At 70.8% G+C, this 25,185-nt stretch carries 23 protein-coding genes and 4 pseudogenes; 13 read left to right on the top strand and 14 right to left on the bottom strand.

Going from position 1 to position 25,185, the window contains the following annotated elements; genetic code table 11:
• The 4 genes and pseudogenes from ACWDD7_RS29225 to ACWDD7_RS29240 all read right to left on the bottom strand — a co-directional run.
• Positions 1–92, bottom strand: a pseudogene (locus ACWDD7_RS29225) (transposase); the annotation flags it as partial.
• Positions 93–311: 219 nt separating this feature from the next.
• Complete coding sequence (locus ACWDD7_RS29230) at positions 312–611, bottom strand: sulfurtransferase TusA family protein (protein ID WP_450459598.1); 300 nt, start codon at positions 609–611, stop codon at positions 312–314.
• Positions 608–1,870, bottom strand: a complete 1,263-nt coding sequence (locus ACWDD7_RS29235) for an MFS transporter (protein ID WP_450459599.1) — start codon at positions 1,868–1,870, stop codon at positions 608–610. Before ACWDD7_RS29235 ends, ACWDD7_RS29230 begins: the two co-directional genes overlap by 4 nt.
• Before the next feature lie 159 nt (positions 1,871–2,029).
• Positions 2,030–2,830: an alcohol dehydrogenase catalytic domain-containing protein gene (locus ACWDD7_RS29240; RefSeq protein ID WP_450459600.1), complete on the bottom strand. Its 801-nt coding sequence runs from the start codon at positions 2,828–2,830 to the stop codon at positions 2,030–2,032.
• A 123-nt stretch (positions 2,831–2,953) separates the two neighbouring features.
• On the opposite strand from ACWDD7_RS29240, the gene ACWDD7_RS29245 reads away from it, so the two are divergent.
• Entirely contained in the window at positions 2,954–3,850 is an 897-nt protein-coding gene (locus ACWDD7_RS29245; protein ID WP_450459601.1) for a LysR family transcriptional regulator, read from the top strand.
• A 126-nt stretch (positions 3,851–3,976) separates the two neighbouring features.
• On the opposite strand, the gene ACWDD7_RS29250 is transcribed toward ACWDD7_RS29245, so the two are convergent.
• On the bottom strand, positions 3,977–4,582 hold the full coding sequence (locus tag ACWDD7_RS29250) for a TetR/AcrR family transcriptional regulator (protein WP_351867890.1): 606 nt from the start codon (positions 4,580–4,582) through the stop codon (positions 3,977–3,979).
• Between the two features lie 146 nt (positions 4,583–4,728).
• Here ACWDD7_RS29250 and ACWDD7_RS29255 point away from each other — a divergent pair, with 146 nt between their 5' ends.
• Positions 4,729–5,853, top strand: a complete 1,125-nt coding sequence (locus ACWDD7_RS29255; protein ID WP_450459602.1) for an aldo/keto reductase — start codon at positions 4,729–4,731, stop codon at positions 5,851–5,853.
• Positions 5,854–6,344: 491 nt separating this feature from the next.
• Here the strand turns inward: ACWDD7_RS29255 and ACWDD7_RS29260 are convergent, their stop codons facing one another.
• Complete coding sequence (locus ACWDD7_RS29260) at positions 6,345–6,920, bottom strand: hypothetical protein (protein ID WP_450459603.1); 576 nt, start codon at positions 6,918–6,920, stop codon at positions 6,345–6,347.
• A 55-nt stretch (positions 6,921–6,975) separates the two neighbouring features.
• Between ACWDD7_RS29260 and ACWDD7_RS29265 the strand changes: the two genes are divergently transcribed.
• Complete coding sequence (locus ACWDD7_RS29265) at positions 6,976–7,473, top strand: hypothetical protein (protein WP_450459604.1); 498 nt, start codon at positions 6,976–6,978, stop codon at positions 7,471–7,473.
• Positions 7,474–7,562: 89 nt separating this feature from the next.
• Here the strand turns inward: ACWDD7_RS29265 and ACWDD7_RS29270 are convergent, their stop codons facing one another.
• Positions 7,563–9,029, bottom strand: coding sequence for an MFS transporter (locus ACWDD7_RS29270; protein ID WP_450459605.1), 1,467 nt, complete (start codon positions 9,027–9,029; stop codon positions 7,563–7,565).
• A 177-nt stretch (positions 9,030–9,206) separates the two neighbouring features.
• Between ACWDD7_RS29270 and ACWDD7_RS29275 the strand changes: the two genes are divergently transcribed.
• Entirely contained in the window at positions 9,207–9,806 is a 600-nt protein-coding gene (locus tag ACWDD7_RS29275) for a TetR/AcrR family transcriptional regulator (protein WP_450459654.1), read from the top strand.
• Between the two features lie 148 nt (positions 9,807–9,954).
• Here the strand turns inward: ACWDD7_RS29275 and ACWDD7_RS29280 are convergent, their stop codons facing one another.
• Positions 9,955–10,716, bottom strand: coding sequence for a maleylpyruvate isomerase family mycothiol-dependent enzyme (locus ACWDD7_RS29280; RefSeq protein WP_450459606.1), 762 nt, complete (start codon positions 10,714–10,716; stop codon positions 9,955–9,957).
• Positions 10,717–10,875: 159 nt separating this feature from the next.
• Here ACWDD7_RS29280 and ACWDD7_RS29285 point away from each other — a divergent pair.
• The 4 genes and pseudogenes from ACWDD7_RS29285 to ACWDD7_RS29300 form a co-directional block, all read left to right on the top strand.
• Positions 10,876–11,655 (top strand): annotated as a pseudogene (locus ACWDD7_RS29285) (IS5 family transposase); the annotation flags it as partial.
• A gap of 51 nt (positions 11,656–11,706) precedes the next feature.
• Positions 11,707–11,883, top strand: a complete 177-nt coding sequence (locus ACWDD7_RS29290) for a hypothetical protein (protein ID WP_450459662.1) — start codon at positions 11,707–11,709, stop codon at positions 11,881–11,883.
• Positions 11,853–12,242 (top strand): annotated as a pseudogene (locus tag ACWDD7_RS29295) (IS5/IS1182 family transposase); the annotation flags it as partial. The gene ACWDD7_RS29290 and the pseudogene ACWDD7_RS29295, both read left to right, overlap by 31 nt.
• 251 nt (positions 12,243–12,493) lie before the next feature.
• The gene (locus tag ACWDD7_RS29300; protein WP_450459607.1) at positions 12,494–13,072 is read left to right on the top strand and encodes a GNAT family N-acetyltransferase; all 579 of its coding nucleotides are present in this window, start codon (positions 12,494–12,496) and stop codon (positions 13,070–13,072) included.
• A gap of 322 nt (positions 13,073–13,394) precedes the next feature.
• Here ACWDD7_RS29300 and ACWDD7_RS29305 read toward each other — a convergent pair whose 3' ends face one another.
• The gene (locus ACWDD7_RS29305; protein WP_450459608.1) at positions 13,395–14,126 is read right to left on the bottom strand and encodes a hypothetical protein; all 732 of its coding nucleotides are present in this window, start codon (positions 14,124–14,126) and stop codon (positions 13,395–13,397) included.
• A 183-nt stretch (positions 14,127–14,309) separates the two neighbouring features.
• Positions 14,310–15,611, bottom strand: a complete 1,302-nt coding sequence (locus ACWDD7_RS29310) for a YncE family protein (protein ID WP_450459609.1) — start codon at positions 15,609–15,611, stop codon at positions 14,310–14,312.
• A 364-nt stretch (positions 15,612–15,975) separates the two neighbouring features.
• Here ACWDD7_RS29310 and ACWDD7_RS29315 point away from each other — a divergent pair, with 364 nt between their 5' ends.
• Positions 15,976–16,620 (top strand): TetR/AcrR family transcriptional regulator, encoded by a 645-nt coding sequence (locus ACWDD7_RS29315; protein WP_392213113.1) that lies wholly within the window; start codon positions 15,976–15,978, stop codon positions 16,618–16,620.
• A gap of 1,477 nt (positions 16,621–18,097) precedes the next feature.
• Here ACWDD7_RS29315 and ACWDD7_RS29320 read toward each other — a convergent pair.
• A complete protein-coding gene (locus ACWDD7_RS29320) occupies positions 18,098–19,066 on the bottom strand; it encodes a TIGR01777 family oxidoreductase (RefSeq protein ID WP_450459610.1) in 969 nt (322 codons plus the stop codon).
• Between the two features lie 174 nt (positions 19,067–19,240).
• On the opposite strand from ACWDD7_RS29320, the pseudogene ACWDD7_RS29325 reads away from it, so the two are divergent.
• Positions 19,241–19,384: pseudogene (locus tag ACWDD7_RS29325) on the top strand (IS5/IS1182 family transposase); the annotation flags it as partial.
• A 220-nt stretch (positions 19,385–19,604) separates the two neighbouring features.
• Here ACWDD7_RS29325 and ACWDD7_RS29330 read toward each other — a convergent pair.
• A complete protein-coding gene (locus tag ACWDD7_RS29330; protein WP_450459611.1) occupies positions 19,605–20,078 on the bottom strand; it encodes a hypothetical protein in 474 nt (157 codons plus the stop codon).
• Positions 20,079–20,362: 284 nt separating this feature from the next.
• Complete coding sequence (locus tag ACWDD7_RS29335; RefSeq protein WP_450459612.1) at positions 20,363–21,058, bottom strand: carbon-nitrogen hydrolase family protein; 696 nt, start codon at positions 21,056–21,058, stop codon at positions 20,363–20,365.
• 331 nt (positions 21,059–21,389) lie between these two features.
• Here ACWDD7_RS29335 and ACWDD7_RS29340 point away from each other — a divergent pair, with 331 nt between their 5' ends.
• Positions 21,390–22,445: a PP2C family protein-serine/threonine phosphatase gene (locus tag ACWDD7_RS29340; protein WP_450459613.1), complete on the top strand. Its 1,056-nt coding sequence runs from the start codon at positions 21,390–21,392 to the stop codon at positions 22,443–22,445.
• Between the two features lie 275 nt (positions 22,446–22,720).
• On the opposite strand, the gene ACWDD7_RS29345 is transcribed toward ACWDD7_RS29340, so the two are convergent.
• The gene (locus ACWDD7_RS29345; RefSeq protein ID WP_450459614.1) at positions 22,721–23,032 is read right to left on the bottom strand and encodes a hypothetical protein; all 312 of its coding nucleotides are present in this window, start codon (positions 23,030–23,032) and stop codon (positions 22,721–22,723) included.
• 113 nt (positions 23,033–23,145) lie between these two features.
• Between ACWDD7_RS29345 and ACWDD7_RS29350 the strand changes: the two genes are divergently transcribed.
• A complete protein-coding gene (locus ACWDD7_RS29350) occupies positions 23,146–24,285 on the top strand; it encodes a GlxA family transcriptional regulator (protein ID WP_450459615.1) in 1,140 nt (379 codons plus the stop codon).
• Positions 24,286–24,305: 20 nt separating this feature from the next.
• Positions 24,306–25,178 (top strand): hypothetical protein, encoded by an 873-nt coding sequence (locus tag ACWDD7_RS29355; protein ID WP_450459616.1) that lies wholly within the window; start codon positions 24,306–24,308, stop codon positions 25,176–25,178.
• The last annotated feature ends 7 nt before the right edge of the window (positions 25,179–25,185 follow it).

A 25,185-nucleotide genomic window follows, 5' to 3' on the forward strand; every position in this document is an offset into this window, starting at 1 on the left:
CTGGACCAGTGCTTGCGGCCCTGGAGCGTCTCGCGTTTGAACGTCGCGTTGAAGGACTCGGCGAGCGCGTTGTCCGCCGAGCTGCCGACGGCACTTTCGCGCTCGCCGAGTGGCGACGAGCAGCGGCCCACGGGCTCGCCCCGCTGAAGCCGGGGAAGGGCCCCGCTGAAGCCGGGGAAGGGCCCCGCTGGAGCCGGGGCAGGGTGTTCACCCCACACCGCAGGTGTGAGGCGTGGGGCGGACTCCCCGCTCCCGCGCCGGGGGCGCCGGCGGTGCGGCTGGTCGCGAGCACGCGGAGAAGTCAGGGGAAGTCACTCGTCCCGGTGCCAGGGCGCATCGCGTCGGGTCGGCGTCGGCTCGGCGGCGAGACGCAGGGCGTACCGGTCCGGGTCGTGACCGGGCACGGGTCCGAGGTAGTGGTGGCCGGTCATGTGGCACCAGGCGGGCAGATCGAGCGGAGCCGCGGGATCGGTGGCGATGACGTGGACGACCGTGCCCGGCTCGGCGCCGTCGATCTCCCCGCGCAGGCGAAGCAGGAGGGTGACGCAGAGGAGGCCGGTGCCGTCGACGGTGATGTCAGGGGCCGGAGTCTCGTGGTTCAGGGGGTTCATCGGCGGTAGGCGGTGACGGCGACGGCGGGCAGAAGGGCGAGGGAGAGGATGCCGCCGGTGAGGGCGAGGGCAGGGTAGCTCGTGGCGGCGACCATGATGCCGGAGGCCATGCCGCCGGTCGCTCCGGCGATGGCGATGGAGACGTCGACCAGGCCCTGGGTCCGGGCCCGGGTGGCGAGCGGAACGGTGTCGGTGATGATCGCGGTGCCTGAGACGAGCCCGAAGTTCCAGCCGATGCCGAGCAGGGCCAGGGCGAGCGCGAGGAGGGCGATCGAGTCGCCGGGCGCGAGCGCGGCGAGGATGCCGGACGCCAGGAGGGTGAGCCCGGAGGCGGCCGCGATCTTCATGCGGCCGTAGCGGTCGACGAGCCATCCGGTGAGCGGGGAGGGCAGGTACATGGCGCCGATGTGGATGGCGATGACGAGGCCGGAGGCGGCGGTGCCGTGGCCGTGGTCGTGCATGTGGACCGGGGTCATCGTCATGATCGCGACCATGACGAGTTGGGTGAGGACCATGACGAGCGCGCCGAGGACCACGCTGCCGTGACCGTCCGTGGTGGCGGTGTCGGTGGTGGCTGGGGCGGTCGCGGGATCGGCTTCCTCGGTCTCGGCGAGGGTGCGGGCCGTCAGGAGGGGGTCGGGCCGGAGGTAGAGGGAGAGGACGAGTGCGGCGAGCGCGTAGGCGGCGCCGGAGAGGATGAACGGTCCGGCGAGGTTGGGGATGCCGAGGTGTTCGGCGAAGGTGCCGGTGGGGGCGGCGAGGTTGGGGCCGGCGACGCCGCCGAGGGTGGTGGCGACCAGGACGGTGGAGACCGCGCGGGCGCGGTGGCCGGGTGCGGCGAGGTCGGCTCCGGCGTAGCGGGCCTGGAGGTTGGTGGCAGTGCCCGCGCCGTAGACGAACAGGGCGATGAACAGCAGGACGGGGTTGTCGACGATGGCGGCGGTGATGACCCCCGCCGAGCCGATCGCCCCGGTGAGGTATCCGGCGGCCAGTCCCGGGCGTCGGCCGCGGGCCTGGGAGATGCGTCCGACGGCGACGGCCGCGAGGGCGGAGCCGGCGGTGAACAGGGCGCTCGGCAGCCCGGCGAGGCTGGTGGAGCCGAGCATGCGCTGGGCGAGGAGGGCGCCGACGGTGACGCCCGCGGCGAGTCCGGCGCCGCTGAGGACCTGGGAGGCGACCAGAACGCGCAGGATGCGCCGTTGTGCCTGGTCGGCATCGGATATGAGGGCCGTCGTTCTGACGGGTGAGGTGTTGGTCATCTCTCTTCCGGGGCGGCGGTATGAGGACGGGTGGCGGTATGAGGGCGGGTGGCGGTATGAGGGCGGGTAAGGAAGCCGGGCGTGGCCGGGGGTTGGGGGGTTCGTGCGGTGAGTCGTACGGAGTTCGTTCGTGCGCCGGCACGGAGCCGCCTTCACGCATCAAGCCGGGGCCGTCAGTTGCGCTCGGGCGCCCGGGCAGGTCAGCGGGATCGATACCTTCTCAAGCGGTGACGCCGAGGGCGCCCTCGCCGCCGGAGCACGAGCGGCACAGTCCGTTCTCGCGGCGACTCCCAGCGCGAGCGACGTCACCAGCATGTAGTGACGGGCGCCGAGGTCGAGGGCGAGCGGCTCGCGGTCCGCGCCGCGGGCGATGGCGACCGTCTCGTATCCGAGTTTCGTCGCGAACTGGACGGCGAGGTGGCCCAGGCCGCCGATCCCGAAGACGGCGACGCGTCCGCCCGCGCGGATACCCGCCTTGCGGACGGCGTTGAAGGTGGTCACTCCCGCGCAGCCGAACGGGGCCGCGTCGAAGAGGTCGAGCCCGTCGGGGACACGCGCGAGCGCGTCGGCGGGCACGGTGATGCTCTGGGCCCAGCCGCCCGGGTAGGACAGGCCGGGAATCCTGCGTTCGGGACAGTGGACGACGTCTCCGACACGGCAGTACGCGCAGTGGCCGCAGCTGCCGCCGAACCAGCCGACGGCCACGCGGTCCCCGACCGCCCAGCCCACGACCTCGTCGCCCGTCTCCGCGATCACGCCGGCAACCTCATGGCCCGGGGTGACGGGGAAAGCGATGCCCTTGCCGGTGGCGGCGGCCGTTCCGATGTCGGCGTGGCACACGCCGCTCGCCGCGACCGACACACGGACCCACCGGGCGGGCGGCGATGCCGGCCCGGCCGTGGCGGGGTGCACGGGGCCACAGGGCTCGGTCACGACCATGGTCACGGCGGTGTCCGACATGGCGCCTTTCCGTTCCGAACGACGATACGTATAGCTGCTGGTTATGCTGAATCAGCAGGAACCCCACCGTAAGCAGAGGATGACGAGCCCGGTAGGGGACATCAGCGAATGGAGCGATAAGCCATGGCTATGGCGACGGATCGCCTGAATCTCGAACAGCTTCGGTATGCGCAGGCGGTCGCGGAGACCAAGTCGTTCAGCGCCGCCGCACGGGCCTACGGGGTCACACAGCCCGCCCTGTCCAACGGGATCGCCAAGCTCGAGGAGCGCCTCGGCGACAAGCTCTTCGACCGATCGCCGCGCGGAGTGACCCAGACCGCGTTCGGCGTCAAAATCCTGCCACTGATCGAGCGTGCCCTGGTCGCGCTCGACGCCGTCGCGGCCGAGGCCAGGCGGCTGACCGAACCCGGTGAGCAGAAGATCCGTATGGGCGTCTCGCCCCTGATCGGTTCCCACCTGGTAGCCCGGGCGTTCGCCATGGTCCAGGCCCTTCCCGCACCCCGGGACCTCGTGCTGCGCGAGGCGAACATGCATGACCTGCGCGCATGCCTGCTCGCAGGCCGGCTCGACATCATCCTCATCCCGGCCGTGTCCGCGATGCCGCGCTTCGAGCACCGCGTCATCGACGTCGAGCCGATCGTCGTCGTCAGCCCCGGCACCACGGAGGCGACCCCCGTCGAACTCGCGGAGGCCGGCAAGGAGCGGTTCATCCTCGTCCCCGACACCTGCGGCCTGACCACGTTCACCACCCAGCTCTTCGAGGCACATGAGATGCCCCTGAACAGCTATCCGGGCGAGGCCGCCGGCTACCGGGTCCTGGAGGACTGGGCGAAGCTCGGCCTGGGCTCGGCGATGATCCCCCGCTCCAAACTCACCTCGCCCGACGTCTGCCACCGCCCATTGCTGGACCAGGGCCGCGAGGTACAGATCTCCTTCGAAGCGGTCTGGAGCGCCGACTCTCCTCTCGGCCCGGACCTGCTCCGCCTCGCCGACAACCTCGCGGCCGCCCGCCGCTCCTGAACTCGAACTCGTGATGCCGGAGCAGCTGACGCGGACCCCGGCCTCGGCCCGGCTGCTTCTGGCCGGCGTCGGACCGGGGTCAGGGCATAGGGCGGCCCCGGTCCGTGAGCGTCCGGGCGCACACGATCACGGCGTGGGCCGCTGCACGCCCCCGCGCCATCCGTCAGAGCGGGTGATGCCGTCCATCAGCAGGTCAAGCAGCCGCTCAGCCTGCTCCCGCTGATGGCCGGCCCCGGCCACGAGGGTGACACCCGCCAGAGCCATGAGGATGTCGTGGGAGGCTACGTCCCGCCGGATCACCCCCTGGGCGACGCCGGCGAGACGGAACTCTTCGACCGCACCGGTCAGCTGCTCGCGCGTCTGTGAGCTCAGATGCTCGTCGTTCCGCAGGAGGGACTTGAGCGTGTCCGCCATGCCGTGTTTGGCGGCAAGGTAGTCCAACACCTCCGACATCCAGGACCGCAGGGCCCGGTCAGCGGGCAGCCGACCGAGAAGTGCCGACGTCCGGTCGGCGAGACGGGAGGTCTCGTAGCGGTAGGTGGCGTCGACGAGCTGCTCACGGGTCGGGAAGCGCCGGTAGAGGGTGCCGATCCCGACGCCCGCGTCCTTCGCGATCTGTTTCAGGGTCGCGGCGGCGCCGTCCCGCGCGAAGGCCAGGGCGGCCGCGGCGAGCAGTTTGTCCTCGTTGGCTCGCGCGTCGGCCCGGGTCGGCCGGACGAACGGATCCGTCATGCGTGTTCCTCTCTGCTTGCTAAGCGGAGTCGACTCCGCTTATCGTGCGGGCAGCAACCGGAGTCGACTCCGGTTGCCGGGACGGTAGCAGGCTGATGCCGGCCGTCCCGTCGCACTGCCGCGTCCGCAGAAGGGCCGTCCACGCCATGCAGTACCGCACGCTGGGGAGTACCGGGGTCCAGGTCAGCTCGCTGTGCCTGGGCTCGATGATGTTCGGGAAGTGGGGGAACCCCGACCATGACGATTCGATCGCCCTCATCCGCACCGCGCTCGATGCGGGTGTCAACATCATCGACACGGCCGACGTGTATTCGGGCGGTGAGTCCGAGGTCATTGTCGGAAAGGCAGTCGCCGGACGGCGCGACGAGGTCGTCCTGGCAACCAAGGTGTCGAGCCCGATGGGCCCCGGCCTCAACGAACGTGGCGCCTCGCGGCGCTGGATCGTTCGGGCCTGCGAGGAGAGTCTGCGCCGCCTGGACACCGAATACATCGACCTCTACCAGGTACACCGGCCCGATCCCACCACCGACGTCGACGAGACCCTGGGTGCGCTGTCCGACCTGGTACGCGCAGGCAAGATCCGCTACGCGGGCTCTTCGACATTCTCCCCCTCGGCCATCGTGCAGGCGCAGTGGACCGCCGAACGGCGGCAACGTGAACGATTCGTCTGCGAACAGCCGCCGTACTCCCTCCTGGCCCGGGGCGTCGAGACCGATGTGCTGCCCACCTGCGAGGCCTACCGGATGGGGGTACTCGCCTGGAGCCCGCTGGCCGGGGGCTGGCTGTCCGGCCGCTGGCGTCGGGACGCGGCCGACCCGTCCAGCCACCGCACGCGGACGATGCCCTTCCGCACCACGCTCTCCCACTACGACCTGGACGTCCCCGGCAATCAGGCCAAACTCGACGCGGCCACCGAACTGGCCCGGATCGCCGACGAAGCCGGTCTGACACTGATCCAGCTGGCACTGGCGTTCGTCACCACCCACCCCGCGGTCACCGCAGCGGTCATCGGCCCCCGCACCGCCGAGCACCTGCACAGCCAGCTGAGCTCAGCGGACATCGTCCTGGAACCCACTGTGCTCGACCACATCGACCGCGTCGTGGCACCCGGCACCGACCTCAACCCCGACGACACCGGCTACGGTGCGGCGGTCCTCGTCGATCCCCGGCGTCGACGCCGCGCCGTCACCCCGCGAACCCCGGCGGTTCCCGTCGGACTTCAGGGCGGGGATGTCACTGAATCCACGACTCGCGCTTCACGGCTCGGGTGATCCGGCCGAGGTCGACCGCGGCGGGGTTGCCCTCGTTGACCACGCCGAGAGGGTAGCCGCAAGCGGGGCGAACGTTGCCCGTTGCGGTACTGGCCATGCGCCTTGATGTGCGCGACTCCAGCGCCGTCGGCGGGCATCTGGGTCGTCAAGCCCATGTAGGCCATGTCGTGGTCCGCAACCTCACCGCGGCCGAGCCCAGCCCCGATCCGGACCTGGACGGGCTCATGGACTCGGCGAACTCGGCTGGGTTCTGTCTCTTTGGTCAGCGTCGGGTCCAGATGAGGATGCCGGCGAGGTGGAGTGCGGCCTGGTAGGCGATGGCGAGCTTGTCGGTTCGTGCACCGGCCGCCTCCCGCCAGGGCCGGATGGCATGGCGCGCGCCGAGGGCCGCTGACCGAGTGCGGTAAGCACGCCCCGGTGGCTCCTCGACGTGGCGGACACCTGCCCCGCCCGGGACGAAGCCGCAGCCCGGGAGCCGAGGTGGAGCCGGATCACGCGTCCCCTTCCCGGGTGAGTTGGTACGGATCATCCATCGGATCGAGGTACAGCAGGTAGGTTGCGTCGATGTAGGGGCCCGACTGCGGGCCGCCACGGAAGTAGGCGACGGCAATGTCGGTGAACCGCATCTTGCCGCCACCGAGGTGCGTCATCCCTTCCGGCAGGTCGAGCGAGCCCAGCCATTCGGCCTGCCGCTGGTCGATCGTGCCGACATAGGTTCCGGACCTGCCGGATCCGGCCTCGCTCGCGGCCAGTACATCGCCGTACGAGGCGGCGTAGAGCACCTCGTACAGGGCCTTCTCGATCGTCTCCTCACCCCCTCCCCCGTAGACTTCGTACCTGCCCCTGACGCGGCCGTGCCAGTAACCGGGCTCGTTGATGGCCGACCTCGCGTACGACTGCCACGCGCGGTGTCCCGGGCGGAAGGAATGCGGCTCCTGCTTCACCCAGCCGATGAGGAAACCGCCACGGCTGCCATCGTCGACACGGACCTCCAGGGTCGTCGGCGTGTCACCCCTCCGGAGGAACAGATTCCTCCGACGCAGGTCGTCCTGGGTGCGCGCGGCCAAGCGACTCACGTCCATGACCGCATTGTGGGGGCCCCGCACTCAGAACACCACCCGCGTGTCCTTTCCCCGACTTCAACTCCCCACCGTCGGGGTCGAGGACCAGCGGACCGTCCTCGCGGACCGAGCCGCGCCCGAGCCGCAGATCCCCGATGCCGAAGGCGCCGGCCTTTCAATCGACCGCGTGGTGACCACCATCGAGGCGTACCGGGAGGTCAGCACGCCCGCCGCGGAAAGGCTCGGCGAGCGCCGCATACTCGTCTCCCACCGGTGTTTGCCGGGGGCCACGCTGATGCGCGTCGGCCTGCTGGAGGAGGCGGTACCGGAGCTCGAAGCGGCCCGCGTGCTGATGGCCGCAGAGCGCGACAGCGTCGGCGAGGCCATCACCCTGCTGGAGCTGGCGGCGGTCCGGATGTACGCCGCCGATGCGGACGTTGCCGTGAACTCCTGCGCGAGGACGCCGCGTTGCTGCCGCCTCGCCAGGCCGCCGTCCGCGGATCCGGTGCGGCTCATGAACGGCTTCTGGACCACGCTCCACCAGGCCGTCGACGACTGACACCGGGCTCACCGAGGGTGGGATCCCCTCGGTGAGCTCCCCGAACCGGCCACCACCGAGCCACCGTTCGGTTCTCGCGCCGGGCGTGGTCAGGCCGCATCCGTCCGGTCTCGTCCTCCGCACGGCACCGGTTCGGCAGGGGCGAGGCACGGCGTCCTGTCGCCGGAGGTTCGGCGGCGCCGGAGCAGGACGGCCACGGCGATGGCCGTGACGACCGCGGTGATGGCGCCGCCGTGCAGGGAGGTGTGCAGTCCGGTGACGAACGCGTCCTGGGCCTGGTGCATGACGCGGGGGCCGGCCGCGGCGGCGCCTGCCAACGAGGACTTCGCCGCCTCCGCGACGTGGGGCGGGACCCCGGTCAGGTGGAGGTTGTCGCGGTAACCGGCGGTCAGCATGCTGCCGAGCACCGCGATGCCCAGCGCGCCGCCGAGTTCGCGGGCCAGGTCGTTGACGGCGGAGCCGACGTTCTGCAGGCTCTTGGGCACGGCGCTGGTGATGGAGGTGGTGGCCGGAGGCATGGCCAGTCCCAGGCCGGCACCGAGAGGTACCAGCCCGGCGGCGATGTGCCAGTAGGCGCTGCCACCGTCCAGATGGGCCAGGACGCCGAGGCCGACGGCGAGCGCGAGCAGCCCCGCCACCCAGGGGATGCGCTCACCGAGCCGCTGGGTGAGGCGAGGGCTGAGCCGGGAGGCGGGGATCATCCCGATCGGCATGGCCAGAAGGGAGAGCGCGGCCGTCAGCGCGCTGTCGCCGCGCACCAACTGGAGGTACTGCATCATCACGAAGATGAACCCGAAGAGGGCGAAGAACTGGAGCGTGATCGACAATGAGCCGGCCGCGAAGCGGCGGTTGGTGAACAGCCGCGGGTCGAGCAACGGATGCCGGCTGCGCAGCTCGAAGACGACGAAGGCCACCAGGACGACCAGGCCGAGCCCGATGCCGCCGAGCGTGACCGGGTCGCTCCAGCCGTCGACCGGAGCCTCGATCACCGCGTGGACGAGCGCCGCGATGCCGGCCGCCGCCAGGATCGCGCCGACCACGTCCAGCGGCGCCGGGCGAGCATCGGCCGACTCCGGCACGAAGGCCAGCGTGCCGACCAGCGCGACCGCGGACAGCAGCACGTTGAACCAGAACACCGACTGCCACGTCCACCACTCCAGCAAGGTGCCCGAGGTCAGCAGGCCGAGCACCCCGCTGGCCCCGGCGACCGCCGACCAGATGCTCACCGCCCGCGCCCGCTGCGCACGGGGAAAGCCGCTGGTGATGGTCGACAGGGTGGCGGGCATGATCAACGCGGCCCCCACCCCCAGCAGCGCGCGCAGCCCGATCAGCTGGTCCGGGTTCGTGGTGAACACCGCGAGCGCGGAACCCGCCCCGAACACGATCAGGCCGACGAGCAGCGCCCGGCGCCTGCCGAACCGGTCACCCAGCGCCCCCGCGGGCAGCAGCAGGGACGCGAAGACCAGGCTGTAGGCGTCGATGATCCACGACTGCTGGGTCTGGGTGGCGTGCGTCTGGCGCGCGAGGTCGGGCAGAGCGACGTTCAGAGAGGCCATCGCGGCCATCACGGTGGCCAGTGCCAGACAGGTGACGGCCAGGACGGCGCCTTGACGCAGGGGACGGCCAGGGACCTGAACGGCAGGCGGTGACGAAGTCAGCACGGAGAAAGCCCTTCGGGGCGGGGAACGGAACCTCTTCACCCTGGCCGGGCCACCGCTACAATCTCAACGGTGATGAATTCTTCCGGCGCCCGGGGACGCAGGCCCGGAAAACCCGACACCCGCGCCCAGATCCTCCTCGTCGCCCGCCGGCGCTTCCTCGAAGGCGGGTACCAGGACGTCACCCTGCGCTCCATCGCCGCCGAGGCGGGCGTGGACCTCGCCTTGATCAGCTACTACTTCGGCTCCAAGAAGGGCCTGCTCAGCGCGGCCCTGGCCCTGACCGTCAACCCCTCCGACATCCTCGGCCGCGCCGCCCAGGGCGACCCGGCCACCTTCCCCCAACGCGCCCTGCACTCCCTCCTCCGTCTGTGGGAAGACCCCGCGACCGGCACACCCCTACGGGCCCTCGTGGCCGGGGCCGCGCACGACGCGGCCTTCGCCGACCTGGTCAAGGACATGACGGAGAAGGAACTGATCGACAAGATCGCGACCCGGATCGGCGGCAGGGACGCCCGCAAACGCGCCGCGGCGTTCTGCGCCCAGATCGCCGGCCTGATCGTGACCCGCTACATCCTCCGCCTCGAACCGATGGCCTCCATGCCTCCTGATGAAATAATCCGGACCTACAGCCCCCCGCTACGCCTCGCCCTCGGCGGGCGGTATGTGACGTGACGTCGCATCTGTCGTCGCTGGAAGGTGCGAGGCCGCTGCATCTCCGCTGCCCGGGCCGTACCGGCCGTCCGCCGCGCGGAGGCGGAGCTGTTCGCGATGTCCACCGACGCGGACGTCATCAAGGCCGTCCGCCGGCGGAATTGACTGGCTACTCCTCGGGCTCCCAGGCGATCAGCTGCTCGAACACCTGCTGGTCGCCCTCGATCTTCAGGTCGCGCAGCGTGAGGCGGCCCCAGACGAAGAGGAGCAGCTGCTCGGCCGTGCCCGTGGCCGAAGCGGAGGCGGGCGCGGCATCGTCCGTGAGGGGTGCGGGCCAGGCGCCGGTGCCGTCCAACGCGAGGAGCCAGGAGCGGCCCTCGGTGGCGTGGTAGTGGATGATGGCGGCCTCGTGCGGCCAGGCCGCCGGGGTGGAGTTGCAGGTGTCGAGAAACTCGGCCACGCCGTCGATCGCGACGTCCGTCGGCATCGGCTGCACGGCGCCTGCGGCGAGCTGGGCGTCGTAGGTGTGCACCAGCACCTCGTGCACCCGGCGCCGGGCAACGCCCCAGGCATTCGCCGGCGACACGCCGGCGCCCCACCACGCCCAGCACTCGCGCTCCGGGCCGGCCTCGTGCAGCGCACTCAGCAACAGCTCGTTCGACTCGGCGTACCAGGCCAGCAGCGCCTCAAGTTCGCGCGGCACCTCCGCGGCATCCTTGGCCGGCGGAGCCTCGGCCGGGCCCGCGGCGACGATCGCGGCCCACCAGCGCTGGCCCGTACCCAGGTGCTGCACCAGATCGAACAACGTCCACTCGGGGCAGGACGGCACCGGCGCGTCAAGGCTGGGCGCGGCGGCAACCGCACTCCGGAACGCGGCCGACCGCTCGTCGATCAGTCGCAGCAGGGTGGAAAACTCAAGACTCTCTGTCACATCGCTTGCCTATCACCCCAGTTCAGCTGACCGCAGCCTATTTTCCAGGCCGTCGGCTGCGGGAGTCCGAGCACCTGATAGAAAGCCGGGTCGTAGCCATATCTCCTTCCTGGCCGACTCGTTGAACGAGTCACGGGGAAGGGGAACGGTCCTCCGTGGATGGTGCCGGATGACCCGTGGGGGCGGATCGAGCCGTTGCTGCCGGTCAGGCAGCGGCGTCCGCGCCATCCCGGCCGGCTGCCGCTGGACGACCGTTCTCGCCTGCAGGGCATCCTGTTCGTGCTGCACACCGGGATCCAGTGGGAGTGGCTGCCGCAGGAGTTCGGCTTCGGGTCCGGGATGACGTGCTGGCGCCGGCTGCGGGACCGGCACGAGGCCGGGGTGTGGGACCGGCTGCACCAGGTGCTGCTGACCGAGCTGCACCGTGCCGGGAAGCTGGACTGGTCCGGGCGGTGATCGACGGCTCCCACCACCAGGCCCGTCGGGGCGGCCCAAAACCGGGCCGAGCCCGGTCGACCGTGCCCGGCCCTGCTCGAAGCACCACGTCATCACCGACGCAGGCGGCACCCCGCTCGCCAGCCACCTGACCGGTGGCAACCGCCACGACATCACTCAGCTGCCGCCCCTGCTCGACGCGATCCGCGGATCCGCGGAGTGACCGGTTGCCCCCGTCACCGGCCGCGACAGTTGTTCGCCGACCGGGGCTAGGACTCCGACAAGTACCGTCGGCTCCTGTGGAAGCGCGGCATCAAGCCGGCCATCGCCCGACGCGGAGTTCCGCATGGCTCCGGCCTGGGCGCGGCCCGCTGGGGAGTCGAGCGGACGAACGCGTGGATCCACGGCTTCCGACGGCTACGGATCCGCTGGGAGATCCGCGACGACCTCCACGAGGCGTTCCTGAAGGTCGCCTGCTATGTGATCACCTACAGGCGAGTCCAGGCATTGTGTCAGCTCCTCTTGTCCGACGAGCGCTGGAGTCTGATCGATCCCGTGATCACCTCATCGAAGGCCCGGCACCCCTCCGTCAGCGGCGCCAAGAAGGTCCCGGACCGCGGGCGGGGACCGGCCGTCGACATGGCGGGCCTGGTGATCGCGGTGGCGGTGCTGACCGCCTCCGTCCACGACAACGCGCCCCGGGACCGGCCCAGGGGAGCATGGTCAGCGTGAACTCCACGTCCTGTCGCGCTCATCAGCACGCAGCAGGTGCCTGCGAGATCCACCTGATGGGTGAGGGCGGGCGGCGCCCGCTCGCCTTCGCCATCACGCCCGGCCGGGGGGACGCCCCGCAGTTGATCCCCGTACTGGAACAGATCCGGGTTCCGCGGCTGGCTGGCGGCCGCCCGCGGACTCGGCCTGACCACCTGGGCGGCGACAAAGCCTATTGGTCGCGCCACAACCGCCGTTACGTGCGGCGACACCAGATCAAGCACACAATCCCGGAGCCCACGGACCAGCGCGCCAACCACCGACGGCGCGGCAGCCAGGGCGGCCGTCCGATCGGGTTCGACAGAGGAATCTACCGGCGCTGCCGGATCATCCGGCCTGTCGGCAGATCACGGCCGTGTTCGCCGCGGCCGACGCCCCGCTGCGAGCGCGTGCGGTGGGTGAGGCGACGTGGAGATCGCTCCCAGCGGATCTCTCTCCCCCCGCTCGGCGAGCCGTAGCCCCTCCGGCGTGGCCCGCAACAAGCCTGCTCTGCCAGCCCGGCCGAGAAAACCTGTTGCGAGTGACCCGCATCGGATGTCTGATTGATCGGCCACCGATCAGGGGAGGGAACTTGAGGACGTCACTGCCCACCCCGTCGTTGCACACCGCTCGCCTTCGGCTGCGCGCCTTCGAAGACTCGGACGCGGACGACCTCTTCGCACTGCACAGCAGCGCCTACGTGCTGCGCTACTGGGACGCGCCACCGTGGAGCGAACGCGTGCGCGCCGAGAAGTTCATCACGGCTTGCCGCCAGATGGCGCAGGAGGGCAGCGGGGCGCGGCTGGCCGTGGATCGTGTCTCCGACGGGGCGTTCATCGGCTGGTGCAGCCTGAGCAGGTGGAATCCGGAGTACCGCAGCGCGGCGCTTGGCTACTGCTTCGACGACGCGGCGTGGGGCCACGGCTATGCGACCGAGGCCGCGCGCGCTCTGCTGCGGTGGGCATTCGACACGCTGGACCTGAATCGAGTCCAAGCCGAGGCCGATACGCGCAACGTGGCATCCGCCCGTGTGCTCGACAAGCTCGGCTTCGTACGGGAAGGGACGCTGAGGGAGGACTGCGTCGTCAACGGCGAGGTCTCTGACTCGTGGGTCTACGGGCTGATCAGGCGGGAGTGGCGGCCGTCGTCCGAGCCGGTTCCCACGCACTGAGTTCCGTCCCTCGGCACCCGGTATCGGCTGACCCCGAGCAGTTCGACTGGTATCAGCCGCGCGCGGTGGAGAAGGGCCGGTGGCCGTCCCGGACCGACCCGGGGCAGCGTCCGGCGACACCGCCTCTCCCCCGTTCCGATGCGCAGGGCGGCGTCGCCGTACGGACGTCAGGTACCGCGGCGGAACAGGCCACGGCGGAGCCTGCCCGGCGGCTGGTCGCGGTCGTCCGGCTCCGGAGGCGTGGCGGCCTGGTTACGGGCGGCTTCGACGGCGGAGCGGGCGGCTTCGGCACGGACGTGCGCGACCGACCGCCTCGACGCGCTCAACCGACGACCGTGTCGTCCGGGCCCACCGGGTACGACTCCAGGTCCGGCGCGGCCAGCAGGCCGGCGACGAGGCGCGTGGACCCACCGACGTAGGTGCTGGTCAGGTCGACGTCCCCGCCCAGGCACCAGGCGTGGTCCTCGGGCCACCACAGGTCGGGCAGCTCGGCGAACTCGTCCAGGGCCACCGGCGAGACGGCGTCGGCCAACGCGCCGGACAGCAGCACCTCCTCCCGGCCGGGGGTCGAAAACGTCGGCAGCCAGTCGAGGTCCCGACGGCCGTAGCCGTTCCAGAGCCCGAACCAGCACCGCTCCGCGGTCGTGGTGTGCCGGGCCAGCACGGGGATCAGCGCCTCGGCGACAGCAGGCGGAGTCGGCCCCTCCCAGGGGTGCTCGTCCCAGACGCCGGGCATGCCGTACTCCGCGGCGTTCAAGTAGTCGGGACCCATGCCGACGATGTCGTACCAGCGTGTGCCCGGCGTGACGCGGGTGCCGTGGGCGGCGGCCACCGTCGACCACCGCACCGGCCGCTCGCCCAGCCCCGCCGGGTGCAGGATCCGCACGTAGGCGTCGAAGCCCGGCGCGCACACGCCCGCCACCGTCCCGAAGGCGGCGGGCCCTGGGACGCGTTGGGTGAGCCGGAGCGCGGCAGAGAGATCGTCCTTCCGCACGCGCAGGCGTCCGTACCGTTCGGGGGCGGGGTGCCGGTGCACCGGCCGCAACTCGTCCATCCGCACATTCTGCCCGGACCCGCGACCGCGCTTTCGGGGGGGGCGGGAGGGGGCGCACAGCCCGGTCAGTCACCAGGCCGGACCGCGGGCTCCCGCCTGCCCCGACCGACACACGCGGGCACCCGCCGGCACGTCGGGGCGCAGGGCGGCTCGCACGCCCTGCGCCCCTGGACCGGACGGAGGTCAGCCGGTGGGGCTGGTCCAGTCGGCGGGGATGTGGGCGAGGCGGACCCGCTGGGGGTGGTCGCCGACCGGCACGGAGGCGACCTTCTGGCCGGTGGCGAAGTCGATGGCGGTGACCTTGTCGGCGCCGCTCTCGGAGATCACGCAGTCGCGGCCGTCGCCGCTGACGGTGGCCCAGTAGGGCTTGGAGGCGGGAACGAGCGGGCCTTCCTGGAGGCTGGCGCGGTCGACGATGGTGGCGTAGTCGTCCATGGTGCCCGCGATGCACAGCTTGCTGCCATCGGGGTTCATGGACATGCCGTGGTGGCGCGAGTCGTTGACGAAGGTGGTGCGGTCGTCGCTGGTGGCGGGGTTCTTCGGCAGGGTCTTGATCCGGGTGATCTTGTCGGTGGCGACGTCGTACTCCAGGAAGCCGTTGAAGTAGGAGACCTGGAAGTACAGCTTCGAGAAGTCGGGGCTGAACACCGCGGGCCGGACGGCGTTGGACAGGTCCTTGCGGCCGAAGGCATCCAGGCGCGAGCGCATGTCGATGGTCTTGACGACCTTGTAGGTGCTCGCGTCGACGACGGTGATGTGCCGGTCGCCCTTGGTCCAGTCCATGGACGGATCGTCGAAGGCGGTCTCGACGTTGCCGATGGACATGTTCCAGATGTACTCGCCGCCGTCGGTCCAGATGTTCTCGTGCGGCTTGTCGCCGGTGCTGAACGAGCCGAGTTGCCTGCCCGTGTTGATGTCCAGGACGTAAACGGTCTTGCTGAGGGAGGCAGAGACCGCGACCTTGGTGCCGTCCGGGGAGACGGCCATGTGGTCGGAGCGGTAACCCGACACCGGGAAGCGCCAGTTGACCTTGCCGGTCGTCAGGCTGATGGACACGACGTCACCGAAGCTGGGCCGTGAGGCGACCAGGGCGCTGCCGTCGGGGGTGGAGTACAGGTCGTCGACGAGCTGGTCGTGGCCCTCCCCGGCGGTCGCCCGGATACCCAGATATACGGCCAGGTTGATCGGGTTGGTGTAGATGGCGGCCAGGCGCTCGGTCTTGTCGGGGACGACGTTGATCCGGCCGATCTCGCCGAAGTCGCCGCTGGGATTGATGACGTCGGCGGTGCCGTCCCAGTTGTTGCCGACGAACATCACCTCGCGCAGGGCGGGGGCAGCGTGGGCGGTGTTCGTCGTGACGGCAGGCGCGATGACGCCGGCGGCCAGAGCGGCGGCCACGGTGATGTTCCGCAGACGTCGGCGCCCGAGGCTGTTGTGCCCGGTCCGTGCGGGGGCCGTCCGAGCAGGGGTACTCGCAGCGTGCATGCTTGCTTCTCCCAGGGTGAGTGCCCACGAAGGGGCGGAAACGCGGAGCGGTACCGGTCCGGGTCGACGCACACGTCCGTCCGCACAACAGGGCGCGTTGCACGCGGGCCGCGGCGTCGGCGGTTGGCGATCGGTGGCAAGGAGCGATCGTGGCAGGGAGCGATCGGTGACAGGGAGCGATCGGTGACAGGGAGCTTGAGCATGGCCGGCCCGGGATCCGCCGGCCTTGTGGGCCGCGCGCGGAACCCTCCGACCAAATCTGAGTATCGCCGTATTCGAACTTGGTTACTGGATGGTAGGGAGGGGGGACGTCCGCCGCAAGACCGGTGCGGGAGGATTCTGCGCATCACCTGATGGAGGCACAGTGGCGGGCAGGATCACCCCGGCGGAGGGCCGATACGGAGGCAAGGACGCGACCGAGCGACGGGCCGAGCGCCGCAGGCGCTTCCTGGAGGCGGGTCTGGAGATGTTCGGCGCCGTCCGCGGCTACCGGAACACCAAGATCGCCGACCTGTGCCGGGCCGCCGGGCTGTCGACCCGTCAGTTCTACGAAGAGTTCCGCACGCTGGAAGACCTGCTGTCCGAACTGCACCTGTACGTCAACGACGTCGCCGAACAGGCCGTGCTCGACATCCTGCCCACCATCCAGGACAAGCCGCCGCGCGACCGGGTCGTCCAGATGCTCCGCGCCTACGTCAAGGGCGCCGCTTCGGACCCGCGCCATGCCCGGATCGCCTATGTCGAGATCGTCGGCGTCAGCCCCCGCCTGGACCGCCAGCGCCTGGCTCGCCGCTCCGTCTGGATCGATCTGCTGGGCCGGCAGGTCGACGACGCCTTCGAACGCGGTGAGCTTCCCCCCGACGACTACCGCATCGCCGCCGCCGCCTTCATCGGAGCCGTCAACGGCCTCATGCACGACTGGGTCGTCGGCTGGGTCGACGCGACCATGGAGGAGATCACCGACGAGCTGATCAAGATCGTCTTGGGTCGCTACCGGATCACGGAGTGACCGGTGACGGCCCGGCCGCCTCCGAACCGACGACGCGCCGAGGGCTCGACACGCACACGGCCTGCGGGCACCCGCGGCCGGGCCCGTCGTCACCCGGGGCCCGGGCTTCCCGAACGAGCCGGTCGACGCGGCCAAGGTGTGCCGTCGTGCGCTTCAAGGCCGGTGCAGGGGCAGGATTCGTGACGGATCACCCTGCCCGCCCGTCCGCCGTGCATGTCGTTCTTTGCTGTCGGCGCCCGCAGCCCGGGGGAGGATCAGCAGGAGATGCGTCGCGCGGGAGTTCGGGGACCTTCTCGCATCACTCGGTCGGCGTCCAGGGCGGGGCGGGGGTCGTGTCGACGGGGGTCGTGTTGTCCCCTGCCGCAGTTCCAGCACTCGAACTCGTTCGGCAACTCGTACTTGTCGGCCCACCACGACATGACCGGCTCGCCCCACATGACGCACTCGGCGCCGCACCACCCGCACACGAACGAGAAGTTCACGCTGCTCCTACCCCCGGCCGGCACCCGGTGGACGTTCATCGCCCACCCCGGCGGTCACATCATGTTTCCGAGGAACGCTCCATATGGGTGGCGCCGCTCGGTTCCAAGTCACCACGAAGGAGAATCCCGCTCCTGGTACACCGAAGGCGGTGACTGACCGGCCGTCGTTGACCCAGCCGCCTTCACTGGCTGGGGCATCACTCCGAGCGTATGGGGAAATCCGGCCGCCGCGTCCCCTCGACGGCCGGGCCTCACCCCGTGTCCGTGCCGGCACCCCCGCCCCAGCACCGCAGCCCCGGCATCGCCGCCACTACGCCGCGGCCCCCGGCCCCGCTTCCCTCGGATCCCCCGACGGCCACGTCAGCCCGTCGTCCCCGGCAGCCCGACGTCCCGGCTCCGTCTCGTCCAGCTCCCAGTGATGCCGGCACTCCTCGCACCGCGGCCCGTTCTCGCCCGGTTCGAAGATCTCCCCGTTCGGGCAGTCCGTGCCGTCACCGCGGCCCACGCACGCTTCCCTGATGTCCCCCATGGTCCGACGGTGCCCCGCGCTCCCGAAGGCTCGGGAGAGCGCCCAGGGGGCGCACAGGCGCTCACCCCCGGCACCGCACCCCAGCACCCGCCACCAGCCCCACCGGATCCTTCCTGTGGCCGGCCGTGCCGCTTGGTATGGCGTCGTTCTCCCGTGTTCCCGTGTCGAGTGGGCGATCTCCGACGTCACGGTCCGTCCGCCTCACCGACGCCGACACCTCCGCCTGGTGCGAAGAGGCGCGGTGAGCACGTGAACGTTCGACCCCTCCTTCAGGCAGTGATCCGTATGCGGTTGGTGCGGACGACGATCTGGCTGTAGCGGTCGACCCGCGGTGTGAACACCCGTGGTTGCGGCGGAAGTAGCCGATCTGGCCCGTCTCCGCCCCTCTCGTGGGCGCCGTCGATGCCGGGCCGACAGTGGAGGCTGTCGATGGCGAATCCGATGTGAAGCCGGCCTCTCGAACCGTTCATCGGCGCGCCGGGGAACGGCCCCCGACTCGTTCGCGCACCCGACGCACCAGCTCGTCCGCGGCCTGCGGCCACCGGGCGTACTGGAAGTCGAAGTTGGCCCGGGTCAGTCGGCCCGGGACGACGCGGCGGCTCTTCAGGAGCAGTTCGGTGTCGGAGCGCAGGGCGAACGCGCCGACCTCGGCCATCCACCTGGTCGCCGGGAGGCCCACCGGAACACCCCACGCGGAACGCAGAGTGCGCATGAACGCACGCTGGGGAAGGGGTTGCGGAGCCGCCAGGTTCACCGGTCCGGTGATGTCCTCACGATCCATCAGGAACTCCACCGCGCGAACGAAGTCGTGTTCGTGGATCCACGACACGTACTGCGCTCCGCCGGCGACCGGGCCGCCGAGCCCCAGGCGGGCCAGCCCGAGCAGGACGGCGAAGACCCCGCCGGGGTCCGGGCTCATCACCATGGCCGAGCGCAGGGCGACCTTGCGGGTGGCCGGCGTCTCGGCCTGCCGCTGAGCCCGCTCCCAGGCCTTGGCGATGGCGACGCTGTACGCCCAGTAGTCCGGCACGCCCGCTTCGGTCCCGCCGATCAGGCCGGTGGCCTCGTCGTTGGGGGCGTCGAAGCGATGCGCGTACACCGTGGCCGTACTCATCTGCAGCCAGACCCGGGGAGGACGGGCAGCGTCCGCGATCGCAGCGCCCACGACCCGTGCGGAATCGACCCGGGAGTCCATCATGTCCCGCAGATTGGCCGCCGTGTACCGGCAACTCACGCTGCGACCGGCCAGGTTGATGACGACATCGCTGCCGTCGACCGCTGCCGCCCACGGCCCCAGGGTCTTACCGTCCCACCGGACCTCGCCCTCGCGCGGGGGGCGTCGGGTGAGGGTCACGACCTCGTGGCCGGCGGCGCCGAGCGCGCGCTTCAGGACCCCGCCGACTTGTCCGGTCCCTCCAGGAATCACGATCTTCATCGACTCCCCCTCCTTCATCTCGGGGCGAGCCTAGACCACAGAGTTGAACGCGTTCAAAATTGACGGGCATGGCCGACGCTTTTGAGTCATCCTCGCCGTGCGGCGCACGACGCTGGACGTCATCGGCTCGTCGCACTGTCCCTGGGACCCAGCTCGCCCGGCAACGTCAGGGGGGTGCCGAGGACCGGCCCTACCCGGCCGCGGACCCGCCACGCCATGGTCCTGGCCGACCGTGCCTACTCGTCTCGCGCGATCCGCGGCCACCTGCGCCGTCGGCAGATCCGCGCGGACATCCCGCGGCCATCGGAAGTGCGCGGCACCGAGCGATCGTCGGAGCATCCCGGCGCGGTTTACCAACTCTCGCCGCTTGGCGAATCGTTCGCGAACGGGCCCCTGGCGCAGCTCGCCCAATGGGCGGCAGACAACCAAGCCGAACTCACCGGCCCGTCAACAACCTCATGACCCGCAACACCTAGCTCTCCGCCCGCAACGCCCTGCGGGCTGCTGCCTGAAAGGCGCTGCCTGGTGCGCGCTTTGCTTATACTGCCCGCATGTACCGGGCGTCGAGGTCTTCCAGGCGGCCGACTCCCGTTCGGCGGGCAGCCTCATGCCAGGCCGTCCCAGCCATGTCCAGGCGATACATCGCCCGCCGCAGGGCATCGGCCGCGTCGGCCACGAATGCGGGGCCTACGACGGTGACCTCAGCCACCGCGGAACTGAAGGGAGCCCATGCCGCATGGGCGTCGGCCGCGGGTTCACGCCACTGCTCCTCGGTACTCCCTTCGACGCGAAGACTCGCTGCCAACTTCCACCAGGCCGCCGACACTTGCTTGGAAGTGCTGATGCATGTGCCGTAGGCGTCGCGGCGAGCCTCCTCCAGCCTGAGTTCCCGGTCGATCTGCCGCTGCCGTCTCTGCTGCGATCCCTGGCTCATAGCGGTGACCAAGCCGCCGCCAAAACCTCCGAGCGTTCCGATCGCCGCACCGATGACAGCAGCCGTTCCTGCGTCCATGACAAGGCATGAGGCCCTGGGATGCCGCGAGAGACCAGATCCGGCGACCGCTGACGTGCAAGAGCCAGGACCCAGCGGATGGACGGCAGCAGCGGCGGCGGGCAGAGTCGATCACGGCATCGGCAGCATGCTCGGTCGGCAAGCACCCTCCCGTCCGTCGATTCGCTCACCGCTCCCTGTCACGGGAGTCGAGGTGGGAGTCGAGGTCGTGTCAGCGCGGTGATCGGCCGCCTCCTGCGCGCCACCACGATCAACTCGGCCGGGGCGGCCACGGTCATGAACCGTCAGCCGAGTGTCACGATCACCACGGCACCGGGCTCGGGCCCGGCCTGCGCCACCAGCGAACCGTCGGGCGACCACGCCCCTGAGCCGCCAGAGGTCTCCCGGTACGCGCCGCTCGGCCCCGCCACGGTCGACAGCACGACCCATACACCGTGCTCCACTGCCCGCTCCCGCATATGCGCGTCCCGTCGGGCCGACTGCTCGGGGCCCGCGCCATAGAGCGTGCTCGCGACGTACGCGTCGATGCCCAGGGCTGCTGTCTCCGCGGCGTGTCGCGGCACCGCCGCATCGCGGCACACGGCGAGCCCCAACCGCCACCCGTCGATCTCCAGCACCGCGGGTTTCTCGCCCGGGGTGAAGCGGAGCCCTTCCGCCCCGTGCAGACGCATTTTCGCGTACGCCGGCGCCGCCCCCTCGCCCGTGACGGCCAGGGTCGCGATGTACTCGCGCCCGTCCTCGCCCTGCCAGGGAGCGCCGATCAGTGCCGTCGCTGCCGTGCTGCGGCACGCGTCGACCAGCGGGGCGAGCCGGGGGTCGTCCGCGGCCACGGCCGGTGCGGCGAGGTCGTAACCCGTGAGAGAGAACTCCGGGAAGACGACCAGCCGTGCCTCCGCGCGCAGCACCGCCTCGGAGTGCAAAGCCGCGTTGGCGGCGACGTCCAGGTCGACGCAGCGAGGCTGGGCGACGGCTACGGTCAACGGTTCAAGCACACGGCACTCCGGGTCAGGCGGGGAGGGCGGAACGCCGGTCAGCCTAATCCTGGGGCCCTGGACCCCATATTTCGGTGGCCGGACAAGAAATTCGGCCGCCGCCCACGCTGGGGCCCGCTCCCGCGACGGCCTGAGCGCCAAGGTCCACTTGGTCGTCGACCAAGTTCGCCGGGCGGGCCGGCCGGGCGGCTCATGGGTGTGCCAGGTGGAGCGCCGGCCTGCGGGAAGGCAGGCTGGAGGTATGCGCTGGCTCCTGCGTTCGCCTCCCGGAGCGGGGGCGGGCGGTCACAGCAGGGTGTTGTTCACCCTGGCGCAGTGTGTGCCCTTCGTGATCGCGCTGGGTGTACTGGCTATCGAGCTGTCGCCTGCCCACGCCCTGGTCACCGGCCCTGTCCTGACCTCGGTACCGGCCCTGGCCGCGTTGGCGATGGGCCCGGGAGGCACCCTGTTCGCGGTAGCCGTCGCCCTGGGGGTCAACGTGACCACGGCCACCTTCAACCACGCGTGGGCCACCCCTCAGGTCTTCGGCAACTTCCTGGGTCTGCTGGTGGTGTCCGTGGCCAGTGTCATCCTGAGTAGAGCGGTGCGTACGCGCAGGCAGAGCCAGCTCGACCAGGTCCGCCGGATCGCGGTGGCAGCACAGGAAGTCATTCTGCGGCCTGTTCCCGCGCGGCTGGGCCCGGTGCGGGCTGCCGGCCTGTGCCTCGCGGCCGGAACGGGGGCACAGGTCGGCGGTGATCTCTATGACGCGGTGCAGACGCCGTACGGCGTGCGGCTGGTCGTGGGGGATGTCCGGGGCAAGGGTCTGAGCGCTATTCGCGCGGTGGCGGTGACCTTGGGCGCTTTCCGGGAGGCCGCCCACTATGAGGATGAACTGGCGGAGGTCACGAACCGCTGCGCGGCCGCGCTGCGGCGGGAGGCTGCCATCCCCGGTGCGTTCGAGCAGGAAGCCGTACTGGAGGGATTCACCACCGCTCTCCTGGCCCAGGTCCCGGACGAACCGGTGGTGCAGCTGGTCAACCGCGGCCATCCGCCTCCGATACTGCTGCACCAGGACAGCGTCCAGGCCCTGATGCCCGACTGCCCGCTGCCGCCTCTCGGTCTGGAGGATCTGCTCGCCGATCCTCCCGCCAAGCCCGACAGCTATCCGTTCGTCCCCGGTGACCGGCTGCTGCTGTACACCGACGGCGTCATCGAGGCCCGTAACCGCGACAACGACTTCTTCGCCCTCTCGCAGGCGATGGAAGAAATCCACGCCGCGACTCCGCAGGGGTTTCTGGAACAACTGCACCAGCACCTGCTCCGCCACACCGGGGGCCGCCTGACGGACGACGTGGCGATGATCCTCATCGACCGGCTCGACAGCGTCCCCTGACCGGGTGCGAACCCGGCCGGGCTGGACGACCTGTTCACCATCGGCAACGGCAACGGCAACGGCAACGGCAACGGCAACGGCAGGAGCGTGCCGCCGCGCGTGTTCCGCTCCCCCGCCGCGCCATCACTTTCCGGCGCGCCAGGACGTGGAGAATGTCCCTGGCGCCGAGCCGCGGCGGTTCGACGGGAGCGGCGCCCGCACCGGGCACGGTGCACGCGTCGCCCCCCGCCGGACCGTGGACGCCCCACCGAACCGGGCCCGACCAGCCACCGGCTTCAGACGCTGCCGCGCCTTTCGACGACGAGGACGCGCGCCCGCGGTGCGGGGTGGGCGACGTGGGCGTCCCCTGCTTCGACACAGCACACCCGGCCTGGCGTCAGGCGCTCGACATGCTCGACGCCGTCCACGCGGTAGTGCATGTCCACTGCCCCGTCCAGGACGACGAACACCTCGGGACCGTCGTTGACGTGCCACTGGTACGGCTGGTCGGTCCAGTGCAGCCGAACCGTCGCGTCGTCCAGGGACGCGAGATCGGTGGCACCCCAGGGGCGTTCCGCGGTGAATGAGGCGGCGTCGAGGAAACGCATCGGTGTTCTCCCTGGTCGGGGCCCTGAGTGGCATCCGGTGGTCGGTCCATCGTGCGGAGAGGGGCGCGAGCACCGCGATAGGCAGAAATGACGGCAGCCATAAGATTTCTGCCATGCACCATGTCGTCGCCCTTGCGCTCCCCGGGGTCGTCGCCTTCGACCTCGCCATTCCCGCGCAGGTGTTCGGGGCACCCGGCTCTCCCGGCCTGTACCGGTTCAGCCTGTGCGCCGCCGAGGCCGGGCCGGTGGCCACGTCCACCGGGTTCGACCTCGTCGCCCCTCGGGGGCTGGACGCCCTGGCCGAGGCCGACACGATCATCGTGCCCGGCTACGCGCCGCACGATCCACCCGTGCCCGCGGTGACCGAAGCCCTGCGAGCCGCCGCGGCACGTGGCGCCCGCGTCGTCTCGGTGTGCACGGGCGCCTTCGCGCTGGCGGCAGCCGGCCTCCTCGACGGGCGCCGCGCCACCACTCACTGGCTGGACGCCCCCGATCTCGGCCACCGCTATCCCGCGGTCGACGTCGACCCCGCGCCCCTCTACATCGCCGCCGGCCCCGTCATGACCAGCGCAGGATTCACCGCGGGCATCGACCTGTGCCTGCACCTGGTCCGCGAGGACCTGGGCGCGGACGCGGCCGCCGAACTCGCCCGCCGGCTGGTCGTGCCCGCCCACCGCGAGGGCAACCAGGCCCAGTACGTCTCCCGGCCCCTGCCCGTCGCGGGCAACGGCATGGCCGACGTATGTGCCTGGGCCCTCCAGCACCTCGACCACCCCCTGACCGTGGCCGACCTGGCCCGCCGAGCCTCGCTCTCTCCCCGCGGCTTCGCCCGCCGCTTCACCGCGGAAACCGGTACCACGCCTCTGCGCTGGCTCAACGCGCAGCGCCTCCAACAGGCCCGACGCCTCCTGGAGACCACCGACCTCACCGTCGAGGAGATCGCGGGCGAGACCGGCCTGGGAACCGCGACGAACCTGCGTCTCCACTTCGCCCGCGAAGTCCAGACCACTCCCACCGCTTACAGGCGCGCCTTCCAGCACGCCCTCACCGTGGGGAACCAGGAAGGAACGCGAGACTCCCGGCAGGCACGGAATACCGCCGGTGGCGCCCAGGCCGGGGGAATCATCGAGGGCGACCCCACGAAAGCCGTACCGGAGTCGCGGTGCCGCAGACGGGCCGGCGGCACATCCCTGCGGCTCAGGCCGGAATTGACGGCTGATGAGGAGCGTGATCTGAAGTATCTTGCTCCGTGATCGAGTCAGGGGGGCGTTACATGGACGAGGTCTTCTCCGAGCACCCGGGCACACCGGAAAGCGCGGTCTGGCTCAAAGGAGAGCTCCTGCGGATCGCTTCCGCGCTGTATCCGGACCGCCGCCCCGTGGTGGCCCGTGAGTGGACCGACCCGGTACGGCTGCGGGATCCCGCGCCAGTCGGTCACCGCTTCCTCTTCCTGTGCTGTGTCGGCGGAGACGATCGCCCGTCGTCTCCCGGTTTCGACGACGTCCTGCGCGCCTTCACCACGGAGGGCTGGACCGCGCACCGGCGGTCTCCGGGCCCGCCGGGAGAAAGCTGGGCAACGGCCCGGCGGGAGGACTTCGAGGTCAGGGTCTACGAGGGCAGCGGGCCCGGACTCCTGACGTTCACCGGCTGGACGCCGGTCGTGTACACCGGACGGCAGTTGGGCCGGCCATGGTTCACGCTGAGCACGGTCCCCGGTGTGTTGTGCGACGACTGTCACGGCTGGGGAGTGTGCCTGCTGTGCGAAGGCAGGCCCTACAGCGGCGGCAGCGGCGGCTACGGACGATGCGTCTGTGCCGGCAACAACGCGGGGCCGGGTAAATGTGTCGAATGCGGCGGGTCAGGGGCTCTGACCGCCAAGGCGACGTCATGGGTACGGAAGCGGTACGGACTGCCCGATCCCGATGGTACGGACTCTTTCCCACAGGTTCCGGCAGAGAGAGGTTACGACTCCGCCACGCGTGCACTCATCGCTGTCAGCGAACGGCCCTGCGCATGTGGGGAGTTCCGTTGTCTCTGGCGGAACGCGATCACCGACGCCGACGACCACACCCTCGCTCGGTTCGCCGGCACCTGCCAGGGATGCGCCGCGCCGCGTGCCTACGCCTTCGAACTTCCCCGGCACTAGGCAGTTT

The organism is Streptomyces sp. NPDC001056 (genome assembly GCF_053598955.1).

Coding starts and splice junctions, on each gene's coding strand:
- ACWDD7_RS29245 (WP_450459601.1), top strand. CDS start 2,954: ATGGCTATGGCGACGGATCGCCTGAATCTCGAACAGCTTCGGTATGCG.
- ACWDD7_RS29355 (WP_450459616.1), top strand. CDS start 24,306: ATGGACGAGGTCTTCTCCGAGCACCCGGGCACACCGGAAAGCGCGGTC.
- ACWDD7_RS29240 (WP_450459600.1), bottom strand. CDS start 2,830: ATGTCGGACACCGCCGTGACCATGGTCGTGACCGAGCCCTGTGGCCCC.
- ACWDD7_RS29235 (WP_450459599.1), bottom strand. CDS start 1,870: ATGACCAACACCTCACCCGTCAGAACGACGGCCCTCATATCCGATGCC.
- ACWDD7_RS29305 (WP_450459608.1), bottom strand. CDS start 14,126: ATGGACGAGTTGCGGCCGGTGCACCGGCACCCCGCCCCCGAACGGTAC.
- ACWDD7_RS29275 (WP_450459654.1), top strand. CDS start 9,207: ATGAATTCTTCCGGCGCCCGGGGACGCAGGCCCGGAAAACCCGACACC.
- ACWDD7_RS29250 (WP_351867890.1), bottom strand. CDS start 4,582: ATGACGGATCCGTTCGTCCGGCCGACCCGGGCCGACGCGCGAGCCAAC.
- ACWDD7_RS29330 (WP_450459611.1), bottom strand. CDS start 20,078: ATGGACGCAGGAACGGCTGCTGTCATCGGTGCGGCGATCGGAACGCTC.
- ACWDD7_RS29310 (WP_450459609.1), bottom strand. CDS start 15,611: ATGCACGCTGCGAGTACCCCTGCTCGGACGGCCCCCGCACGGACCGGG.
- ACWDD7_RS29255 (WP_450459602.1), top strand. CDS start 4,729: ATGCAGTACCGCACGCTGGGGAGTACCGGGGTCCAGGTCAGCTCGCTG.
- ACWDD7_RS29230 (WP_450459598.1), bottom strand. CDS start 611: ATGAACCCCCTGAACCACGAGACTCCGGCCCCTGACATCACCGTCGAC.
- ACWDD7_RS29270 (WP_450459605.1), bottom strand. CDS start 9,029: ATGGCCTCTCTGAACGTCGCTCTGCCCGACCTCGCGCGCCAGACGCAC.
- ACWDD7_RS29320 (WP_450459610.1), bottom strand. CDS start 19,066: ATGAAGATCGTGATTCCTGGAGGGACCGGACAAGTCGGCGGGGTCCTG.
- ACWDD7_RS29350 (WP_450459615.1), top strand. CDS start 23,146: ATGCACCATGTCGTCGCCCTTGCGCTCCCCGGGGTCGTCGCCTTCGAC.
- ACWDD7_RS29345 (WP_450459614.1), bottom strand. CDS start 23,032: ATGCGTTTCCTCGACGCCGCCTCATTCACCGCGGAACGCCCCTGGGGT.